17 protein-coding genes are annotated in these 16,578 nt (G+C 61.9%); 9 read left to right on the top strand and 8 right to left on the bottom strand.

All coding sequences use genetic code 11. The annotated features are described in order from the left end of the window. Positions 1 to 71 precede the first annotated feature (71 nt). Positions 72 to 1,544: a hypothetical protein gene (locus B5G40_RS08115; RefSeq protein ID WP_087399293.1), complete on the bottom strand. Its 1,473-nt coding sequence runs from the start codon at positions 1,542 to 1,544 to the stop codon at positions 72 to 74. Next, entirely contained in the window at positions 1,531 to 2,079 is a 549-nt protein-coding gene (locus B5G40_RS08110; protein ID WP_087399292.1) for an RNA polymerase sigma factor, read from the bottom strand. The genes B5G40_RS08115 and B5G40_RS08110 overlap by 14 nt, the downstream gene beginning before the upstream one ends. A 188-nt stretch (positions 2,080 to 2,267) precedes the next feature. On the opposite strand from B5G40_RS08110, the gene B5G40_RS08105 reads away from it, so the two are divergent. Beyond that, entirely contained in the window at positions 2,268 to 3,134 is an 867-nt protein-coding gene (locus tag B5G40_RS08105) for a DUF6612 family protein (RefSeq protein WP_087399291.1), read from the top strand. Between the two features lie 63 nt (positions 3,135 to 3,197). On the opposite strand, the gene B5G40_RS08100 is transcribed toward B5G40_RS08105, so the two are convergent. Then, positions 3,198 to 4,682: a DUF1846 domain-containing protein gene (locus B5G40_RS08100; protein ID WP_087188337.1), complete on the bottom strand. Its 1,485-nt coding sequence runs from the start codon at positions 4,680 to 4,682 to the stop codon at positions 3,198 to 3,200. A 173-nt stretch (positions 4,683 to 4,855) separates the two neighbouring features. Between B5G40_RS08100 and B5G40_RS08095 the strand changes: the two genes are divergently transcribed. The 6 genes from B5G40_RS08095 (at position 4,856) to B5G40_RS16860 (ending at position 10,905) form a co-directional block, all read left to right on the top strand. Beyond that, a complete protein-coding gene (locus B5G40_RS08095) occupies positions 4,856 to 5,221 on the top strand; it encodes a BlaI/MecI/CopY family transcriptional regulator (protein WP_087269853.1) in 366 nt (121 codons plus the stop codon). 3 nt (positions 5,222 to 5,224) lie between these two features. Next, the gene (locus B5G40_RS08090; RefSeq protein ID WP_087399290.1) at positions 5,225 to 7,159 is read left to right on the top strand and encodes a M56 family metallopeptidase; all 1,935 of its coding nucleotides are present in this window, start codon (positions 5,225 to 5,227) and stop codon (positions 7,157 to 7,159) included. Continuing rightward, a complete protein-coding gene (locus B5G40_RS08085) occupies positions 7,156 to 7,692 on the top strand; it encodes a hypothetical protein (RefSeq protein WP_087399289.1) in 537 nt (178 codons plus the stop codon). The genes B5G40_RS08090 and B5G40_RS08085 overlap by 4 nt, the downstream gene beginning before the upstream one ends. Positions 7,693 to 7,813: 121 nt before the next feature. Further along, positions 7,814 to 8,173 (top strand): BlaI/MecI/CopY family transcriptional regulator, encoded by a 360-nt coding sequence (locus B5G40_RS08080; protein WP_087269844.1) that lies wholly within the window; start codon positions 7,814 to 7,816, stop codon positions 8,171 to 8,173. A gap of 6 nt (positions 8,174 to 8,179) precedes the next feature. Beyond that, on the top strand, positions 8,180 to 10,747 hold the full coding sequence (locus B5G40_RS08075; protein ID WP_087399288.1) for a M56 family metallopeptidase: 2,568 nt from the start codon (positions 8,180 to 8,182) through the stop codon (positions 10,745 to 10,747). Beyond that, a complete protein-coding gene (locus B5G40_RS16860) occupies positions 10,744 to 10,905 on the top strand; it encodes a hypothetical protein (RefSeq protein ID WP_158099499.1) in 162 nt (53 codons plus the stop codon). Before B5G40_RS08075 ends, B5G40_RS16860 begins: the two co-directional genes overlap by 4 nt. Positions 10,906 to 10,948: 43 nt before the next feature. Here the strand turns inward: B5G40_RS16860 and udk are convergent, their stop codons facing one another. From udk to selD, 5 genes are all read right to left on the bottom strand, one after another. Next, positions 10,949 to 11,566: a uridine kinase gene (gene udk / locus B5G40_RS08070; protein ID WP_087188331.1), complete on the bottom strand. Its 618-nt coding sequence runs from the start codon at positions 11,564 to 11,566 to the stop codon at positions 10,949 to 10,951. 75 nt (positions 11,567 to 11,641) lie between these two features. Then, complete coding sequence (locus tag B5G40_RS08065; protein WP_087399287.1) at positions 11,642 to 11,902, bottom strand: DUF3343 domain-containing protein; 261 nt, start codon at positions 11,900 to 11,902, stop codon at positions 11,642 to 11,644. After that, complete coding sequence (locus B5G40_RS08060) at positions 11,880 to 12,083, bottom strand: sulfurtransferase TusA family protein (RefSeq protein WP_087269832.1); 204 nt, start codon at positions 12,081 to 12,083, stop codon at positions 11,880 to 11,882. The genes B5G40_RS08065 and B5G40_RS08060 overlap by 23 nt, the downstream gene beginning before the upstream one ends. 10 nt (positions 12,084 to 12,093) lie before the next feature. After that, positions 12,094 to 13,167: a YedE family putative selenium transporter gene (gene yedE / locus B5G40_RS08055; RefSeq protein ID WP_242959330.1), complete on the bottom strand. Its 1,074-nt coding sequence runs from the start codon at positions 13,165 to 13,167 to the stop codon at positions 12,094 to 12,096. 198 nt (positions 13,168 to 13,365) lie between these two features. Next, on the bottom strand, positions 13,366 to 14,409 hold the full coding sequence (gene selD, locus B5G40_RS08050) for a selenide, water dikinase SelD (RefSeq protein WP_087399286.1): 1,044 nt from the start codon (positions 14,407 to 14,409) through the stop codon (positions 13,366 to 13,368). A 72-nt stretch (positions 14,410 to 14,481) separates the two neighbouring features. On the opposite strand from selD, the gene B5G40_RS08045 reads away from it, so the two are divergent. Then, positions 14,482 to 15,387 (top strand): selenium metabolism-associated LysR family transcriptional regulator, encoded by a 906-nt coding sequence (locus B5G40_RS08045; protein WP_087399285.1) that lies wholly within the window; start codon positions 14,482 to 14,484, stop codon positions 15,385 to 15,387. A gap of 68 nt (positions 15,388 to 15,455) precedes the next feature. Beyond that, positions 15,456 to 16,544 carry a hypothetical protein gene (locus B5G40_RS08040; RefSeq protein WP_242959328.1) on the top strand — a complete coding sequence of 363 codons (1,089 nt, stop codon included), beginning with the start codon at positions 15,456 to 15,458 and terminating at the stop codon, positions 16,542 to 16,544. Positions 16,545 to 16,578 lie beyond the last annotated feature (34 nt).

Here is a 16,578-nt window from a genome sequence, read left to right as displayed (position 1 = left end):
AAGGGCCGGGCTGAAATCAGCCCGGCCCTTTTTTGCGGAAGAACAGCTATTATGTGCCGTAGGGGCGATTCCTACGAAAGAAGATCTGCACTTTCTGCTGTGGGGTAGAACTGAAGCGCGTCCTGAACGGTGTAGAAGGGACCGTACCAGTTCAGACCGTTGCTCATTCTGGCCTCCATAGCGGTCATGGCGGGGTACTGGAGGGCGGTGCGCTGGTGGGTGTAATTGAACCAGCTGTCAAGGATATAGCCGTCCTGGAGTGCTGCAACGGGATAGGCCAGATAACCCCGCTTGTTTTCGCCTGCCTCAGGCATGGAGAAGGCGGCGAATATGTCGGTGCTGGTCTGCTCTCCCCAGAAGATGCTGTCTGAGGTAAAGGTCTGCTCGCCCAGATAGTAGTAAGGAGCGGAGTAGGTTTGCCCGTTCTTGTCGTACAGCACCCGGCCGGAGACAGTTCCCGCAGACCTCCATCCCTCCGAAAGGTGCTGGGCGGGCCAGAGCTGGATAGACTCGGTGCCGTAGAAACCGGGGTCCTCGGTCCAGAGGAAGTGGTGGAAAATCATCCATCGACCTTGTTCGCCGGGCAGCTCCACCGCCACACCAGTGATGCGCAGGGGTTCGTTCGTGCTGTTATTCACAGAATAATTGTGGACATCTGTTACCACCCGCAGGGCGCCGTCGCAGGCGGCGATGTCCTCGGCAGTCAGATCTTGAAGCACATAATCGGGGAAGCCCAGCTCCAGCAGCTGTGCCTCGATCTCCTCCACACCGCTGTGCTCGGCAGGGCCTGTCGCCTGCCAGTCCATGGGATACTTGCACCCCAGCAGCCAGCCCAAAAAGCAGCCGGCCACCAGCAGGATGGCAATGGCCAGGGCCGCGGTTCCGTCCTCGATGCGCACCGGCGCGGGGCGGATGGCATAGCCCGCCTGATCCAGCTCTTTGGACAGCTTCCACAGGCTGCGGAGGATACAGATATAGCTCACCAACAAGATGCCAAGAAGGATGAATCCCACATACTGCACCAGGGCCAGCAGGAAAATGACGCCATACCATACCATCAGAGCCACAGCGCCCCCTGCACGAGCGGGAAGCCCCGCCTTTTGCTGCACCGCCCGAAATCCGCGCCACAGGCAGAAGAATTGGGCGAATGTAAGGAGCAGATTGACTCCGGTCAATCCATAGACCACAGGAGAGGGGAATATGGTGCTGTGCCAAATGGTGCTGTTGGAGATCAGTCCGGCATACAGATAGACGGCACGGAACACCGTGATGCCGAAGCAGAGACCCAGCCACCGATTTTCCCGCCGGAGGGCCCGGAAGCCCAGCAGCATCAGCGCTATACCTATGGCGGGGAGAAGGTAGTTGAGCCACCAGAAATTTAAAGTGACGGTGGTGAGGCCGATGCCGGTGAGGATGCGCTTGGTGGCCAGCCGCCAGGGGGTGACCTCCGCCACCACTTCTTCCGGTGGGGGCTGGATGACGCTGCTTTCCAGCAGGGCTTCAAATTCCTGCTCATCCATGGCCTCCCAATCAGGGTCCCGCATATCCCTCACCTCCCAACAGTTTCCGCAGATGCTTTTTCAGCCGGTAGAGCCTGCCCTCCACCGCCCGCTCCGTGGTGCCCAGTTCGGCGGCAATCTGAGCCGTGGGCTGTAAGTAGTAATATTTTCGGTAAAAGAGGGTCTGCTCGTTGGGGGAGAGCAGGAGTAAGGCCCGATTGACGGCGGCCTGCCGCTCCTGCCGCAGAAGCAGCTCCTCCGGGGTGGGCTGGGTGGAGGGGGTGTTTTCGTCCAGGTCCTGGGTGCTGTGGTGGGGTTGAACGGCCCGCCGGTGATTTCGGGCGGTATTGCGGACCACCGCAGTCAGCCAGGCAGTCCAGCTGCCCCGCTGGGGATCGAACTGGTCCACCCGGTCCCATACCCGCATGGCCGCCTCTGACAGACAGTCCTCCTGGTCGTGGGGGTCTGTCACGATGGGCGCGATGATATAGCGCATCAGGGGCCCGTAATAGCGCAGCAGATCATGCAGCCCGGTCTCATCCCGCCCCAGCAGCCGCTCTATGATATCGCGCTCCTCCATGCCGGCACCCCCTTTCCACGTTACCTTTCTGTTTCATTATACACGGGGCGGTGAAAAAACCCACGGAGAATTTTCAGAAAATTTTCAGAAAAAAGGGGAGACAAGGGGAAGAAACTATGGTAAACTTGAATACATCCCATCGGGACCCGAATAAAAATATTAGACACAATCACAAGGAGGTAAATCCTATGAAGAGCGGAAAGAGGATTGCAGCCCTTGCGCTGGGTGCCGCTTTGACCCTGTCCATGACTGCCTGCGGCGGCGGGACTGCCAACAAGGAGGATGCCACCGCGAAGATCCGGGCGGCCTCTGAGAAGGTCAATGCGGTGGAGAGTATGGAGGCCACCATGGTCATGGAAATGGATATGACCGCCATGGGCCAGAAGGTGGAGACTGATACCACCATGGATATGGTGTGCTTCAACGACCCCATGAAGATGAAGGCCGACATGACCATGGACATGGGTTCCCTGGGCTCTGTTTCCATGAGTATTTTTGCCGAGGCTGACGGGGATACCTACAATATGTACCTCTATGACGGCAACACCTGGACCAGCCAGACCGCCACCGTCAATATGCTGGAGCAGTACGACGCCCAGCAGAGTGTGAACCTCTATCTGGACAGCGGCGCGGAGTACATCAGCGTGGGCACCGAGGAGATCAACGGCGTGACCGCCGACAAGTATACCGGCGTGATCCGGGGCGAGGCCATGGAAGAAGTGCTTAAGGCCAGCGGCGCAACCACCAATCTGGAGTCCAGCCTGGGCGGTATGGTGGATGTGTCCGACTTTTACAGCGATCTGGGCGATATGCCCATCACCGTGTGGATCGACCAGGAGAGCGGCTATCCCGTGCGCTACTTCATGGATATGACCGACGTGATGCAGTCCATCATGGGCAAGGCACTGAACGCGGCGATGGGAAGCGTGGAAGGCGCGGAAGGTGTGGATGTCAGTGGCATGATGACCGTCGACAAGGTGGAGGTCACCATGGATTGCACCAACTACAACAACGCCGCCGATTTTGAGATTCCGGCGGAAGCCCTGGGCGCCTGATCCCAGATACAGACATTAAAAATGGGTGCTGTCAACAGACAGCACCCATTTTTTGTTCTAAATTCATTTGTGATACAGCTTGTTGGTCTCATACTGGGGCTCGCAGGTGAGGCGCAGGCCCAGACGGCTGTAGGTGTGGGAGTCCACGGGAGAGAGGATGACGGAGGAGTGGGCCTCACATCCCCGCAGGGCGGAGAGCTGATCCAGCGCCTGCTTGGCCAGAGGATTGGTGGTGGCGGAGATGGCCAGGGCAATGAGAATCTCGTCAGAGTGGAGCCGGGGATTCACCGAGCCCAGGTGGTGGACCTTCACCTGCTGGATGGGCTCCAGAGCCTCACGGGAGATCAGGTGGTGCTCGTGGTCGATGCCTGCCAGCCGCTTGAGGGCGTTGAGCAGGGTGGCGGAGGAGGCGCCCATCAGATCGGTGGTCTTACCGGTGACCACCTCGCCGTCGGGCAGCTCGATGGCTCCGGCGGGGTTGCCGGTCTCCTCGGCCACCTGGGCGGCGGCGGCCACCACAGACCGGATGGACACATCCACATGGGCCTGCTGCATAACGGTCTCCAGCTTGTACACCAGATCGTCGGTGGCGGTGCCGATGCGGCGGTCGCACAGGGCGGTGTAGTACCGGCGGACGATCTCCTGCCGGGCGGCGGCACACACCGCGTCGTCGTCCACGATGCACTTGCCCGCCATATTCACGCCCATATCGGTGGGGGACTTGTAGGGACACTCGCCCATGATCTTCTCAAATATGGCGGAGAGGACGGGGAAGATCTCCACGTCCCGGTTGTAGTTCACCGTGGTCTCCCCGTAGGCGGCCAGGTGGAAGGGGTCGATCATGTTCACATCCCCCAGGTCGGCGGTGGCGGCCTCGTAGGCCAGGTTCACCGGATGCTGGAGGGGCAGGTTCCAGATGGGGAAGGTCTCAAACTTGGCGTAGCCCGCCTTCACGCCCCGCTTGTACTCGTGGTACAGCTGGGACAGGCACACCGCCATCTTGCCGCTGCCGGGGCCGGGGGCGGTGACCACCACCAGAGGCCGCTGGGTTTCGATATAGTCGTTTTTGCCGTAGCCCTCGTCGCTGACGATGAGGGTGGTGTTGTGGGGATAACCGGCAATGGGATAGTGCAGATAGGTCTTGACGCCCAGGTGTTCCATCCGGCGCTGGAAGGCGTCGGCGGCGGGCTGGCCGGCATACTGGGTGATGACCACGCTGCCCACCAGCAGGCCCTGGCCCCGGAAAGCGTCGATGAGCCGCAGCACGTCCACATCGTAGGTAATACCCAGGTCGCCCCGGACCTTGTTTTTCTCAATGTCATTGGCGCAGATGGCGATGACCACCTCCACCGAATCCCGCAGCTCCTTCAGCATCCGGATCTTGCTGTCCGGCTCAAAGCCGGGCAGTACCCGGGAGGCGTGATAATCGTCAAACAGCTTGCCGCCAAATTCCAGGTAGAGCTTGTTGTCGAACTTGCGAATCCGCTCCCGGATGTGCGCCGACTGAAGCTCCAGATATTTTTGATTGTCAAACCCGATTTTGTCCATTTCCGGTCTCCGTCCCTTCTCATATCATTTTTCACTCAACGGCTATTGTACCACAATTCCGGGACGGTCTGTAGGCTTTTTTTCTGTTTGCGGAAAATTTGGCGAAAGTGTTGACATTATACTCCTACAGCTGTAGTATCTATGTAGATACTACAGCTGTAGGAGGGGCGGAGATGAAGCTGAGTGACAAGGAGTGGCGGGTGCTGGAAGTGCTGTGGACGTCGCCGGATGGGCTGGCTCTGGGCGAGGCGGTGGAGGCGCTGCGGCCCGCCACCGGCTGGAGCCGCAATACGGTGCTCACCTACCTGACCCGGATGGAGGCCAAAGGTTTGGTGACCATTGACAAGACTCAGGCGCCCCACCGCTACCAGGCGGCGGTGGACCGGGAGGCCTGTGCAGCTCAGGAGCGGCGGGGGCTGCTGGACCGGGTGTATCAGGGCTCGGCGGGCAAGCTGGTGGCCGCCTTTTTGAAGGAGGAGAAGCTGACTGCCCAGGAACGGGAGGAGCTGCGGAAGCTGCTGGACGACATGGAGGTGTGATCCATGGAAAACATCTGGGCCTTTTTGATGCAGACCCTTACCGCCTCGGTGGCGGCGGCGATGCTGCTCATTGCCAAGCGGCTCTTTTTGGACAAATTGTCTCCCCGGTGGCAGTACGGAGTGTGGGCCATTCTGGCCCTGCGGGTATTGCTGCCTGCCGGGCTGCTGGGCCGGTCCCTCCTGCCGGAGGGGCGGATGGTGCTGGAGACCGCCAAACTGGCGGCCGAGGCCAACCTGTCCTCTGCCCTCACCCAGCCCTATACTGGGACGGAGGTGGCGGCCCCGGTGCCGCTGCTCCGGCCTGTCATGCCCACCAGTGTGACCGACTGGCTTTTTATCATTTATGTGGCCGGGGTGGTCCTTACTCTGCTATGGTTTTTGCTGACCTATGTGGCTCTGCGCCGGAAGGTGGCCCGGGGAAGGGCCCCCGCACCTGAGGTGACAGCCCAGCTGGAGCGGGTGGCGGTGAGGTACGGCCTGAAGGTGCCCAAGCGAGTGGTTGTGCTGGCGGCGGCGGAGAGCGCTTTTGTGTGCGGGCCGCTCTCCCCGGTGCTGGTGCTGCCGGAGCGGGCGGTGGATGACAAGGTGCTCCTCCACGAGCTGCTCCACCTGAAATATGGGGATTTGTGGGCCGGCGTAGGGATCTGCCTGCTGCGCTGCCTCCACTGGTGCAACCCCCTGCTGTGGTACTGCTGGAACCGGGCCCAGAACGACAGCGAGGCACTGTGCGACCAGCGGGTGCTGGAACGGCTGGAGGGGGAGCAGCGGCGGGAATATGGCGTGATCCTCCTGTCCATGGCGGAGGACAAATATGCCCGGGCGCCGGGTACCACCTCCATGGCCAACGGGGGCCGCAACATCAAGGACCGTATCGGAGCCATTGCCCGGTTCAAGCGTTACCCCAGAGGGGTGGCTTTAGGGGCCCGGTGCGTGGCGGTGGTGCTGGCGGTGACCTGTCTGGCGGGCACCGGCGGGGCGGTGGCGGTGCCTGAGTATGACCAGCGGGGGAGTTTTGCAATGACCGCCGCCATGCTCAACCGGCCCACCACCGTGGCCGGAGCGCTGGACACCTACGCTAAGGCGGTGCTGTGCGACAGTCCGGTATATTTTGCTATGGTGACTCCGGAGAAGGAACGGGCCCAGGTGGTTCAGGCGGTGGAGGCACCCTTTGAGGAGGTGGACCTGAATGACTCCCTGTTCTGGGAGTTGAATTTTCACTGGTCCCGGCCTGCCTGGCAGGCGGAGTGGTCGGTGATGAACCTGCTGGCCGATGGAGCGGGTGGCTACACCGGCACCCTGTTTTTTGTCCCACTGGAGGGAGATGAGACCAAAGGCGTGGCCGTCCAGCAGGTGGCGGTCCGTCCGGAGGGAGAATTCTGGACGGTAACTCCCCTGGGGGAACTGGAGAGCTGGATGGGATTCGCCGAGGACGGGGCGCCCCGGTGGCTCCCCCGGAATTTGAACACCCCCGGCACCACCTACGTGGCGGAGACAGCCACCCTTCGGGTGGAGGTGGACCTGCGGATGCAGCTGGGCATTGACCGCACCGTATCCTCCTACAGACCGCAGCAACTGGTCGGTTATCTCTCCAGCGGCTGGGTCGAGCCGGCTCCCCGCCCCAATACCCCGTTTACTTTGATGCAGGACGGCTTTGCCCTCCGAGTCACTGTGAGACAGACGGAGGAGCCTGTGGAAGTGCCGGTGGAGCTGGCCTTCATGTCCCGGTCCGCCGATCCGGAGCGCGCCCTTTCCCAGGCGGACTACCGGTATACCCTGTATCCGGTGGGGCCGGATGAGGACCCGGTGCGGAAGAGCACCGGCTTATACAGCGGCGAGAATATGACCCTGACCGCCATGCCAGAGGCCCTGGCGGTGGCCGTTGAGGACGGGGATCGAACCTATATCTGCGTGGCTCTGCCGGAGGAGGTGGTCCCATGAGCAGTACCTATCGTGGCCTGACCAAAATTGCCTGGGGCTATGTGTTTCTCCACCTGAATCTGAACCTGGGTACCCTGAACGTTCTGCCCAACTGGGTGGGCTATCTGCTCTTTTTCTCCGCCATCACCCTGCTGGGGGATCAGCTGCGGGACCTGACCCTGCTCAAACCCTTCTGCATCCTGCTGGGAGCGAGGGAGCTGGCCGACTGGCTGGCGGTGTTTGCCACCGGACAGACACTGATGGGGCAGTTTTTCCTGCTGAATGCGCTGCTTACCTGCATCGGCCTGTATTTTCACTTCCAACTGCTCACCGACCTGGCTATCCTGGCGGATGGAGCAGGGGAGAACGGGAGCGGCCTGAGGACCTGCCGCAATGTGGACGCGGTGCTGCGTACCCTCATGTGCCTGCCCCTGCCCTGGGAGGAATGGGATACCCTGGGCACGCTTATTCTGATGGGTGTGCTGGTGGTATGGATCATCGTCATGTTCTGCATCATCTGGCAGCTCTTCCGCCTGCGGAAGAAATTTGCCTGAAAAGGACGGCCTGGATCTCCAGGCCGCCCTTTTTTGTAACCGGATTGTCATTGACAGGGAGGTCTATAGGTTGTAGACTACAGGTGAGGACGACAAGCAGTAGACCAAAGGAGGCGATCCTATGAGCGATTGGAAACTGGGGGCGGTGGAGTCCCGTTTTGCTGATCTCATCTGGCAGGGGGAACCCATGACCTCCACCCAGCTGGTGCGCCAGGCGGAGGAGGCCCTGGGCTGGAAGAAGTCCACCACCTACACGGTGCTCAAGCGGCTGTGCCAGCGGGGCATTTTTCAAAATCAGGACGGGGTGGTGACCGCCCTGGTATCCAAAGAGGAGTTCTACGCCCGGCAGAGCGAGGAATTTGTGGAGGAGACTTTTTCCGGGTCTCTGCCCGCCTTCCTCACTGCCTTTACCCGCCGGAAAAAACTGTCCCAGGAGGAGATCACGCAGTTACAGCAGCTCATTGATGAGAGCAGGGGGTGACCTAAAATGACGGCATTCTTGTCTCAGACGCTGTTTCCGGCCCTTTTGAACATGAGCCTCACGGCAGGTATCGTGATCCTGTGTGTGATAGCGGCCCGACTGGCCCTGAAGCGGGCCCCAAAGGTCTTTTCCTATGCCCTGTGGGCGGTGGTGCTCTTCCGGCTTCTGTGTCCGGTGTCCCTGCCCTCCGGCATCTCCCTGCTGGGGGCCCTGGACGCCCCGGCCAGACAGGCAAGCCCGGTGGTGAGCACCGTCACCTATGTGCAGCCCCAGCGGCAGCCGGAGGCTATCCAGCCCCAGACCGAGCAGGTGCCGGTGGAGCCCCAAACACCCGCCTCTGATTCCTTGGCTCCTGTAGTCCCGGAACAGCAGGCTACTTCCACTGTGGACTGGGCCGCTGTGGCGGCCTGGGTGTGGTTGGCCGGCGTGCTGGGCATGGCGGGGTACAGCATCTTCGCCCTGCTCCGGCTGCGGCGCAGGCTGGTGGGCAGCTTGCGTTTGCGGGACAACATCTATCTGGCCGACCACATCTCCACCCCATTTGTGCTGGGACTGGTACGGCCTAAAATCTATCTGCCCTCCACCTTGACGGAGGGGGAGATGGGCTACATCATCCGCCATGAGCGGTACCACATCCGCCACGGGGACCATGTGGTAAAGGTGCTGGCTTTTGCCGGCCTGTGCCTCCACTGGTTCAACCCCCTGGTGTGGGCGGCCTTCATTCTGGCGGGCAAGGACATGGAGATGCGATGCGACGAAGCGGTGGTGCGGCAGCTGGGCGAGCGGGTCAAGGCCGACTACTCGGCCTCCCTGCTGGCGCTGGCCACCGGGCGGCTCACCATCGCGGGTACTCCTCTGGCTTTCGGCGAGGGAGACCCCAAGGGGCGTATCCGCAACCTGCTGCGGTGGAAGCGGCCCCGGATGTGGCTGTCCCTGGTGGCTGGGGTGGCCTGCGTGGCGGTCATTGCGGCCTGTGCTGCAAACCCCGCCGGGCCGAGCAGCCAACCCCCTGCTGGCGGCGGAGGGCGGTATCAGAGCATGGAGGACTTTGCCCAGCAGACGATGGACAACGCCAAAGAGGTGACCTACTACTCCTACGCGAATCAGGAGGCCACCGCCCAGGTCACCAGTACCAAGCTGGCCTGGTTGGACAAGCAGGGAGAGTTGGAGGGGCTGGCTCCCGAGGGCACCCTGGAGGCCTGGACCTTCAACTACCTGGTGCAGATCGACGCCCCTGCGGAGGATATTGCCCTGGTGGGTGGGATGTACGAGGAGGACGGCTGGTTTGACCTGGAGGGCCAGGGGGGCCACAACATCGTCTCCCTGCGCTACCCGGACGGCACCTACGATATTCTCTACAACCAGATCGTCAACGACGACATAGAGTTTTTAGGCCACCACAACAGCTATGAGGAGGCTATCTACGACTGGTATGTGACGGACCAGGGTCTGGACCTGCCCCTCCATGTAAAGGACTGGAACGTTTTGATGCTCGGCCCGGATGGGGAACAGGAGATCAATGTCCCGGTCCGCCGCTACGACGGGGACGGCTGGTATCTCTATGTTCCTGTGATGGCCTGGACCCAGTGGTCGGCGGACCCGGTCCACAGCGTATGGGTGTCCCAGTACAATACCGGCTCGGCCATCACGGTGGACTACACCAAGACCAACCTGGCCGACTATCTGGCGGGGGACACCGGGGGCATGACCCCTGCCGGCGACAGCGGACGGGTCTTTGAGGCACAGGGGGACGGCTGGAACTACCGTTACTACTATGTGGAGGGGACGGAGGGCTGCTGGAGAATCACCATCCAGTGGCAGGACGACGCCATTACCGACTACCCCTACATTGCCATTGAGCCCCAGGTGATGGCCCTCATGGCGGAGAGCTTTACGCCGGACAGCCGGATCACCCTGTCGGGACAAGGGCTGGCCATGGAGTCTGTGCTGAAGAATGCCAGCGGACTGACCAGCCGTCTGGTGTGGGTAGATGGAAACCAGGAGACCGAGCTGGCCCGCACCGGAGCTGAGACCGAGGCGATGGGAGCAGCGGCAGCCAGGCTGGTGCCCATTAAGGACCCGGAGTCCTATATGGACGCTGACGGCGGGCTGTGCCTGTACCTGAACGGCCCGGGGGATTCCCACATCAGCGTCTACGCCATCCAGTCCCAGCCCTATACGGTGCTGCTGCGCTATGTGGGAGATACGGTCAACGAATCGGCCATCGTGGAGGACCCGCAGCTCTATCTCTACCTGACAGCCGCGGGGGAGGACACAAATGTGGTGCTTTGCGACCTGGACGACGATGGATTCCAGGAGGCACTAGTCTGGCCTGCGGATGAAGAAAGAAAGCTGATAATCTATGACTATTACGAGGATGGGCTCCACAAGATTGATGTGGCCTGGGAACTGGGTGCGGACTTTGCCGACTCCACGACCCTCATCGGCAATATCCAGCGGGAATACAGCGATTTGGTGCTGGCCAGAGTGGATGGAGAAGAGGGCGTATACCAGTACAAGGACGGAACGCTGACCTATGTCTGTACCCTGGAGGAGGCGCTGTTGAAAACATGACAGGAACAGAGACGCTCCATCAGCTGTGGCTGGAGGATGAGGCCCGCATCGTCTCCTTCCACCCCATGGAGGGCTGGCGGCTGCTGAACTTTTGGGACCACGGGCATTTCATGGGTTTTCTCCAGAACTTGCAGCAGAAGGGCTACCGGTTTCAATAAGAAAAGGGGACCTGCCGTATGGCAGGTCCCCTTTTGCTGTCTGTCAATCCAAAGAAATATGGCTGCGGATGCGCTGAATGATCATCTCCATGGCCACCTGGTTGCGGCCGCCCTCGGGCACGATCAGGTCGGCGTACCGCTTGGAGGGCTCCACAAACTGCTCGTGCATGGGCTTGACGGTGGTGAGGTACTGCTGCACCACCGAGTCCAGGGAGCGGCCCCGCTGTTTTACGTCCCGCATGATACGGCGGAGGATACGCACGTCGGCGTCGGTGTCCACAAAGAGCTTGATGTCCATCCGCTCTCGCAGGGCGGGTTCCACGAAAATAAGGATGCCCTCCACCAGGATGACTTTGGCGGGGCGGACCTCCACCGTCTCGGCGGCCCGGTTGTGCATGGTGTAGTCGTAGGTGGGGCTGTACACCGTCTCCCCCCGGCGCAGAGCGTCCAGATCTTCCACCAGACGCTGGGTATCGAAGGCGTCCGGGTGGTCATAGTTCAGCTTGCACCGCTCCTCATAGGGCATCTCGTCGTGCTGCTTGTAGTAGTTGTCGTGGTAGAGGATGGAGACCGCGTCCCCAAAGCGCTCCTTCAGACCCAGAGTCAGGGTGGTTTTGCCCGAGCCGGTGCCCCCGGCGATGCCGATGATCATGGTGTCCATTGCGTCCGCTCCCCCATTTTTTTATTTAGTATAGCATAATCCCCCCGGATGCTACAAGACATCCGGGGGGATTTCTCAGGTTTCCTCGTTCTCGAAGAGCAGCCGGTAGTCCCTCTCCTCATGGAGGTAGACCGCCTCCAGATCCTCGTCGGCCCAGGCGTGGTCGAAGGGAAGGGAGAACTTCACGCAGGTGCCGCAGGAGGCGGACAGCTTGCGAGGTACCGGCATCATCACCGCGTTGTCTCCCAGGGCTTTCAGCTTCTTGTGGAAGGTGAGGGCCCCGAAGTGGGTGTGGAAGGTGGCGATGTGCTCCTTACTTGGTGATGGTGAGTTCATAGTCCTCCCCCACCTCTTTCCAGGTCACCTGGTAGCCATTGTTGGCGGCAAACCGGCGCACGTTCTGGAGGGGAGTCTCATTGTCTACCAGCACCACCAGGGGGGTGCCGTTTTGCAGGGCCTTCTTGGTCATGAGCACCGGCTCAGGACAGGAGTAGCCTCTGGCGTCCACTTGATTCATACCGTTCACCTCACGCTTTCTTGGTGTTGCCCGCGCCGATGGCGCAGACCAGGACCAGACCGATGATGACGGCCACCTTACCGGCAAAGCTGGGGCCGTCGGTGGAGGAGGCCAGGCCGAAGTTATGGCAGAAGGCGGCGCCCACCACCATGCCCAGCACGGCCACGGAGGAGTCGCTGTTGCCGCTGCCGGAGAGGATGAGCTGACGCAGGGGACAGCCGCCCAGCAGCACGGAGCCCAGACCCACCAGCACCATGCCCAGCAGGTTCCAAAGCCCGTCGGTGTGGGCCACGGCCTGACCGGCAAAGCCGGGGTTGAAGCCGCCCTTGAGGCCCATGCCGCCCACGATCAGGTTGCCCACCAGCACGGCCACGAAGATGGCCACGAAGCCCATCAGCAGGTGGAAGTCCTTCAGCATCATGGCGTCCCGGATGCCGCCGGCCATGCACAGACGGCTGCGCTGGGCGATGGCGCCCACCACCAGACCGGCAATGAGGGCGGCGGCGATGGGAGCCCGCATGGAGCCGGGGCCCTCGGTGGAGAAGAAAATAAAGGCGGGAGCGGCGATCACCAGGATGAGCAGGCCCACGTTGACGGCGGGCATGAGCACACCCTCGATCTTGGGCTGAGGCTGGGACTTCTTGAGGGAGAAGCCTGCCTTCAGGAACAGGGTGCCCACGAAGATGCCGATAATGAAGCCAATGAGGCCCAGAATGGCATTTCCGTCGCCGCCGCCCAGGCGGATGACCATCCGCAGGGGGCAGCCCAGGAACATGAGGGCGCCCACCATGACGCAGAAGCCCAGCACGAACCGGGTCATGGGGGAGGAGCCGCCCCGCACCTTGAACTCCTTGCCTGCCATGGCCATGATCATGGCGCCCAGCACCAGGCCAATGATCTCGGGCCGGATGTACTGCACAATGGCGGCCCGGTGCATCCCCACGCCGCCGGCGATGTCCCGCAGGAAGCAGGCGATACAGAAGCCCATGTTTACCGGGTTGCCCAGGGCAACCAGCACCACCGAGGCGATGCCTACCACCAGCCCGGCCAGAATGACCGGCAGGTGTCCTTTGAGCTTTGTCACACACAACACCTCTCTAACTTTTTTTCAGGAAAGCAAACAAACTTTCTCTCAAGCAGATTATAGCGCCGGGGTACAAAAATTTGAAATACGAATTTTCCATAAATAAAATGAAAGATATAGAAAAAATCAATAAAGAGAGGTATAATGGGAAAACGCACAAAGGGCTGCCGCACAACGTGCGGCAGCCCTTTTGTCTGCTTATGGCTTGATGTGGACCAGCTTTTCCCCTCTGGGACGCACCGCGCCCACGGCCACGGCGGGTACCCCGGCGTCCATCATCCGGCCCATAAGGGCGTGGAGCTGGCGCTCGGGTACGCTAAACAGCAGTCCGCCGGCGGTCTGGGGGTCGTAGAGACAGTCCAGCACCTCCCGGGGGACGGCGGAGTCCTCCAGGGTGTCGCCGGCGGTAAAGTCCATGTTGCGGTAGGCGCCGGCGGGGATGATGCCGTCCCGTGCCAGCTCAAGAGCCTTGGGTACGATGGGCACCTTGCCCGCCCACAGCTCCATGGTGGTGCCGCTGCCCTCCGCCATCTCCTTCACATGGCCCACCAGGCCGAAGCCGGTGACGTCGGTGCAGGCGCTGAGGGAAATAGACCCCACCGCCTGGGCGGCGTACTTATTGAGGGTGGTCATCAGTTCCACCATCTGCTTGTAGTCGGTCTCCTCCAGCAGCTCGGCTTTGGCGGCGGTGGACAGGATGCCGGTGCCCAGCGCTTTGGTGAGCACCAGGATATCCCCCACCTTTGCCCCGCTGTTGGTGAGGATGCGGCGGGGATGGACCAGCCCGGTGACGCACAGGCCGTACTTGGGCTCCTGATCCTCAATGCTGTGGCCGCCGGCGATCACTGCTCCGGCCTCAGTTACCTTGGAGGCGCCTCCTGCCAGAATATCTCCCACCGCCTCCACCGGCAGGCAGGAGGGGAAGGCCAGCAGATTCATGGCCAGCCGGGGCTCGCCCCCCATGGCGTACACGTCGGAGAGGGCGTTGGTGGCGGCAATCTGCCCGAAGGTATAGGGGTCGTCCACCACCGGAGGGAAGAAGTCCACCGTCTGGATCATGGCCACGTCAGGACTGACCTTGTAGACGGCGGCGTCGTCGCTGGAGTCATAGCCCACCAGCAGGTTGGGGTCCGCCGCTTTGGGCAGGCCCGCCAATACATTCCTTAGGACACCCGGCCCTATTTTGGCCCCTCACCCACCGGCCGTGGTCATGGCGGTCAGGCGCAGCTTCTCATACGGCATCTCATCACCCCCTGAACTTTTGTTGACAACAGTGTATCCCATTTTAGTAAAAAAAGCAATCGGAGGCTTACCATGCAATTCAAACAACTGGAGGCATTTTTACAGGTGGCCCGCCAGCGCAGCTTTTCCAAGGCGGCGGAGGCCCTCTATCTCACCCAGCCCACCGTCAGCGCCCATGTGGCCGCTCTGGAGGACGAGCTGGGGACCCAGCTGGTGGTGCGCTCTACCCGGGAACTGCGGCTCACCGCCGCCGGGCGGGTGCTCAGACGGTATGCCGCCGAGATTTTGGGCCTGTGCCAGCGGGCGGCCCAGGACGTGCGCACCGCCGCTTCCTCCATCTCGGGAACCCTGTCGGTGGCCGCCTCCACCGTGCCCTCCCAGTACCTGCTGCCTCAGATCCTGCCCCTGCTGCGCCAACGCTACCCCGACGTGTTTTTCCAGGTCCGGCAGGGGGACAGCGGCCAGGTGGTCCAGTGGATGGTGGAAAACGGGGCGGAACTGGGGCTGGTGGGGGCCCCGGTCCAGCGAGCGGGACTGCTGTGCGTCCCCTTCTTCGCGGAACAGCTGGTGATTGCCACCCCCAACACCCCGGAGTATCAGGCCCTGGGAGGCCAGATGACGCCGGAGATCCTGAGACACGCCCCCTTCCTGATGCGGGAGCCGGGCTCCGGTACCCGCAAGCAGGCCGAGCAGTATCTCAAGGGCATCGGCCTGGAGATTAAGAATCTGACTATGGCAGCCCAGTTGGAGAGCACTGAGAGCATCCTCCAGGGGGTGAAGAATGGCCTGGGCATCTCCATCCTGTCGGGCTGCGCCGCCAAAGAGGCGGCTCAGGAGGGCAAAATCCTGGTGTTCGCCCCGGAGAGCCCCCTGCTGGAGCGGCAGTTCTATCTGCTCTACCGGCGCTCCAGCCCCCTGTCCCCGGCGGCGGCCATGCTGGTGGAGGAATTACTCTACTTTTACCGGGACAAGATGTGACCGGCGCACCGTCCAACCTGCCCACGCATACCCTGAGAGTGAGAAACTTACTCTTGGAGGGTCTTTTTATGGAAGCAGAGGCAAGGATCTGTTATTACTTAGGGGCCAATGCCCCCACCGGCTTTTATTCCCTTTACGATCAGATGCTGGACCCGGAGAAGGCCCGGGACATCCGCATTTTGAAGGGCGGGCCGGGCTGCGGCAAATCCACCCTGATGAAGCAGGTGGGGCGGGCCATGGAGGAGACGGGCCATTCGGTGGAGTACATCTACTGCTCCGGCGATCCCGACTCCCTGGATGCGGTCATCATCCCTGCCCTGGGTGCGGCGGTGGTGGACGGCACTGCCCCCCATGTGGTGGAGCCCAAATATCCCGGCCTGGTGGAGAGCTATGTGGATCTGGGGGCCTGCTATGACCGGGCCGCCCTCCAGGCGGTGGGTGCGGAGCTGAAAGGGTGCATGAAGGGCTATAAGGCCTGCTATGCCCGGGCCTACCGCTGTCTTACCGCCGCCGCCCAGCTGGAGGAGGACGGGCGGGCTTTACTGCTCACTCCCGCTCTGGAGGCCAAGATGGCCAAACGGGCCAGAGGCATCCTGTCCCGGGAGCTGAAACGGGAGGGGGATCAGGCGGGCCGGTCGGTCCAGCGCTTTCTGGGGGCGGTGACCTGGAAGGGGCTGCTGCGGGAGTACGGCACGGTGGAGGCTCAGTGCAGCAGGGTATATGAGCTGAGCGATACCTATGGTCTGGCCCACACCATGCTCACCTGCCTGGCCGCCGGGGCCATGGCAGCGGGCCACGACGTGGTGGCCTGCCCCGATCCCATGTTCCCTGACCGGATGGCCCATCTGATCGTTCCCGAGCTGTCTCTGGCCTTTGTGAGCACCACCCCCGAGCAGCCCTGGCTCCGCCGGCCCTACCGCCGTATCCGGCTGGAGGCCATGGTGGACACCGAGCTGCTGCGGCGCAGCCGGGCCCGGCTGCGCTTTGCCCGGAAGGTGACTGCCGCCCTCATGGAGGAGGCGGTGGACGCCCTGGCTCAGGCCAAGGCCATGCACGATGAGCTGGAGGCCATCTATAATCCCCATGTGGACTTTGACCGGGTACACGCCCGGGGGGAGGAGATCATAGAGAATTTTCTGGCCCTGGAGCAGGCGTAAAGAAGAGAAGCGGGGGGGGGGGGGGGGGGGGGGG

This window comes from Flavonifractor sp. An9 (assembly GCF_002161245.1).
GTDB classification, from domain to species: domain Bacteria; phylum Bacillota; class Clostridia; order Oscillospirales; family Oscillospiraceae; genus Flavonifractor; species Flavonifractor avicola.
This window is presented reverse-complemented; position numbering and strand designations above follow the sequence as displayed.

What these genes read in the sequence shown, in the direction of transcription:
- B5G40_RS08075 (WP_087399288.1), top strand. Translation starts at nt 8,180, where the DNA reads ATGACGGCATTCTTGTCTCAGACGCTGTTTCCGGCCCTTTTGAACATG.
- udk (WP_087188331.1), bottom strand. Translation starts at nt 11,566, where the DNA reads ATGGACACCATGATCATCGGCATCGCCGGGGGCACCGGCTCGGGCAAA.
- B5G40_RS08105 (WP_087399291.1), top strand. Translation starts at nt 2,268, where the DNA reads ATGAAGAGCGGAAAGAGGATTGCAGCCCTTGCGCTGGGTGCCGCTTTG.
- B5G40_RS08115 (WP_087399293.1), bottom strand. Translation starts at nt 1,544, where the DNA reads ATGCGGGACCCTGATTGGGAGGCCATGGATGAGCAGGAATTTGAAGCC.
- B5G40_RS08090 (WP_087399290.1), top strand. Translation starts at nt 5,225, where the DNA reads ATGGAAAACATCTGGGCCTTTTTGATGCAGACCCTTACCGCCTCGGTG.
- B5G40_RS16860 (WP_158099499.1), top strand. Translation starts at nt 10,744, where the DNA reads ATGACAGGAACAGAGACGCTCCATCAGCTGTGGCTGGAGGATGAGGCC.
- B5G40_RS08110 (WP_087399292.1), bottom strand. Translation starts at nt 2,079, where the DNA reads ATGGAGGAGCGCGATATCATAGAGCGGCTGCTGGGGCGGGATGAGACC.
- B5G40_RS08040 (WP_242959328.1), top strand. Translation starts at nt 15,456, where the DNA reads ATGGAAGCAGAGGCAAGGATCTGTTATTACTTAGGGGCCAATGCCCCC.
- B5G40_RS08080 (WP_087269844.1), top strand. Translation starts at nt 7,814, where the DNA reads ATGAGCGATTGGAAACTGGGGGCGGTGGAGTCCCGTTTTGCTGATCTC.
- B5G40_RS08060 (WP_087269832.1), bottom strand. Translation starts at nt 12,083, where the DNA reads ATGAATCAAGTGGACGCCAGAGGCTACTCCTGTCCTGAGCCGGTGCTC.
- B5G40_RS08085 (WP_087399289.1), top strand. Translation starts at nt 7,156, where the DNA reads ATGAGCAGTACCTATCGTGGCCTGACCAAAATTGCCTGGGGCTATGTG.
- B5G40_RS08095 (WP_087269853.1), top strand. Translation starts at nt 4,856, where the DNA reads ATGAAGCTGAGTGACAAGGAGTGGCGGGTGCTGGAAGTGCTGTGGACG.
- B5G40_RS08100 (WP_087188337.1), bottom strand. Translation starts at nt 4,682, where the DNA reads ATGGACAAAATCGGGTTTGACAATCAAAAATATCTGGAGCTTCAGTCG.
- B5G40_RS08065 (WP_087399287.1), bottom strand. Translation starts at nt 11,902, where the DNA reads ATGAACTCACCATCACCAAGTAAGGAGCACATCGCCACCTTCCACACC.
- B5G40_RS08045 (WP_087399285.1), top strand. Translation starts at nt 14,482, where the DNA reads ATGCAATTCAAACAACTGGAGGCATTTTTACAGGTGGCCCGCCAGCGC.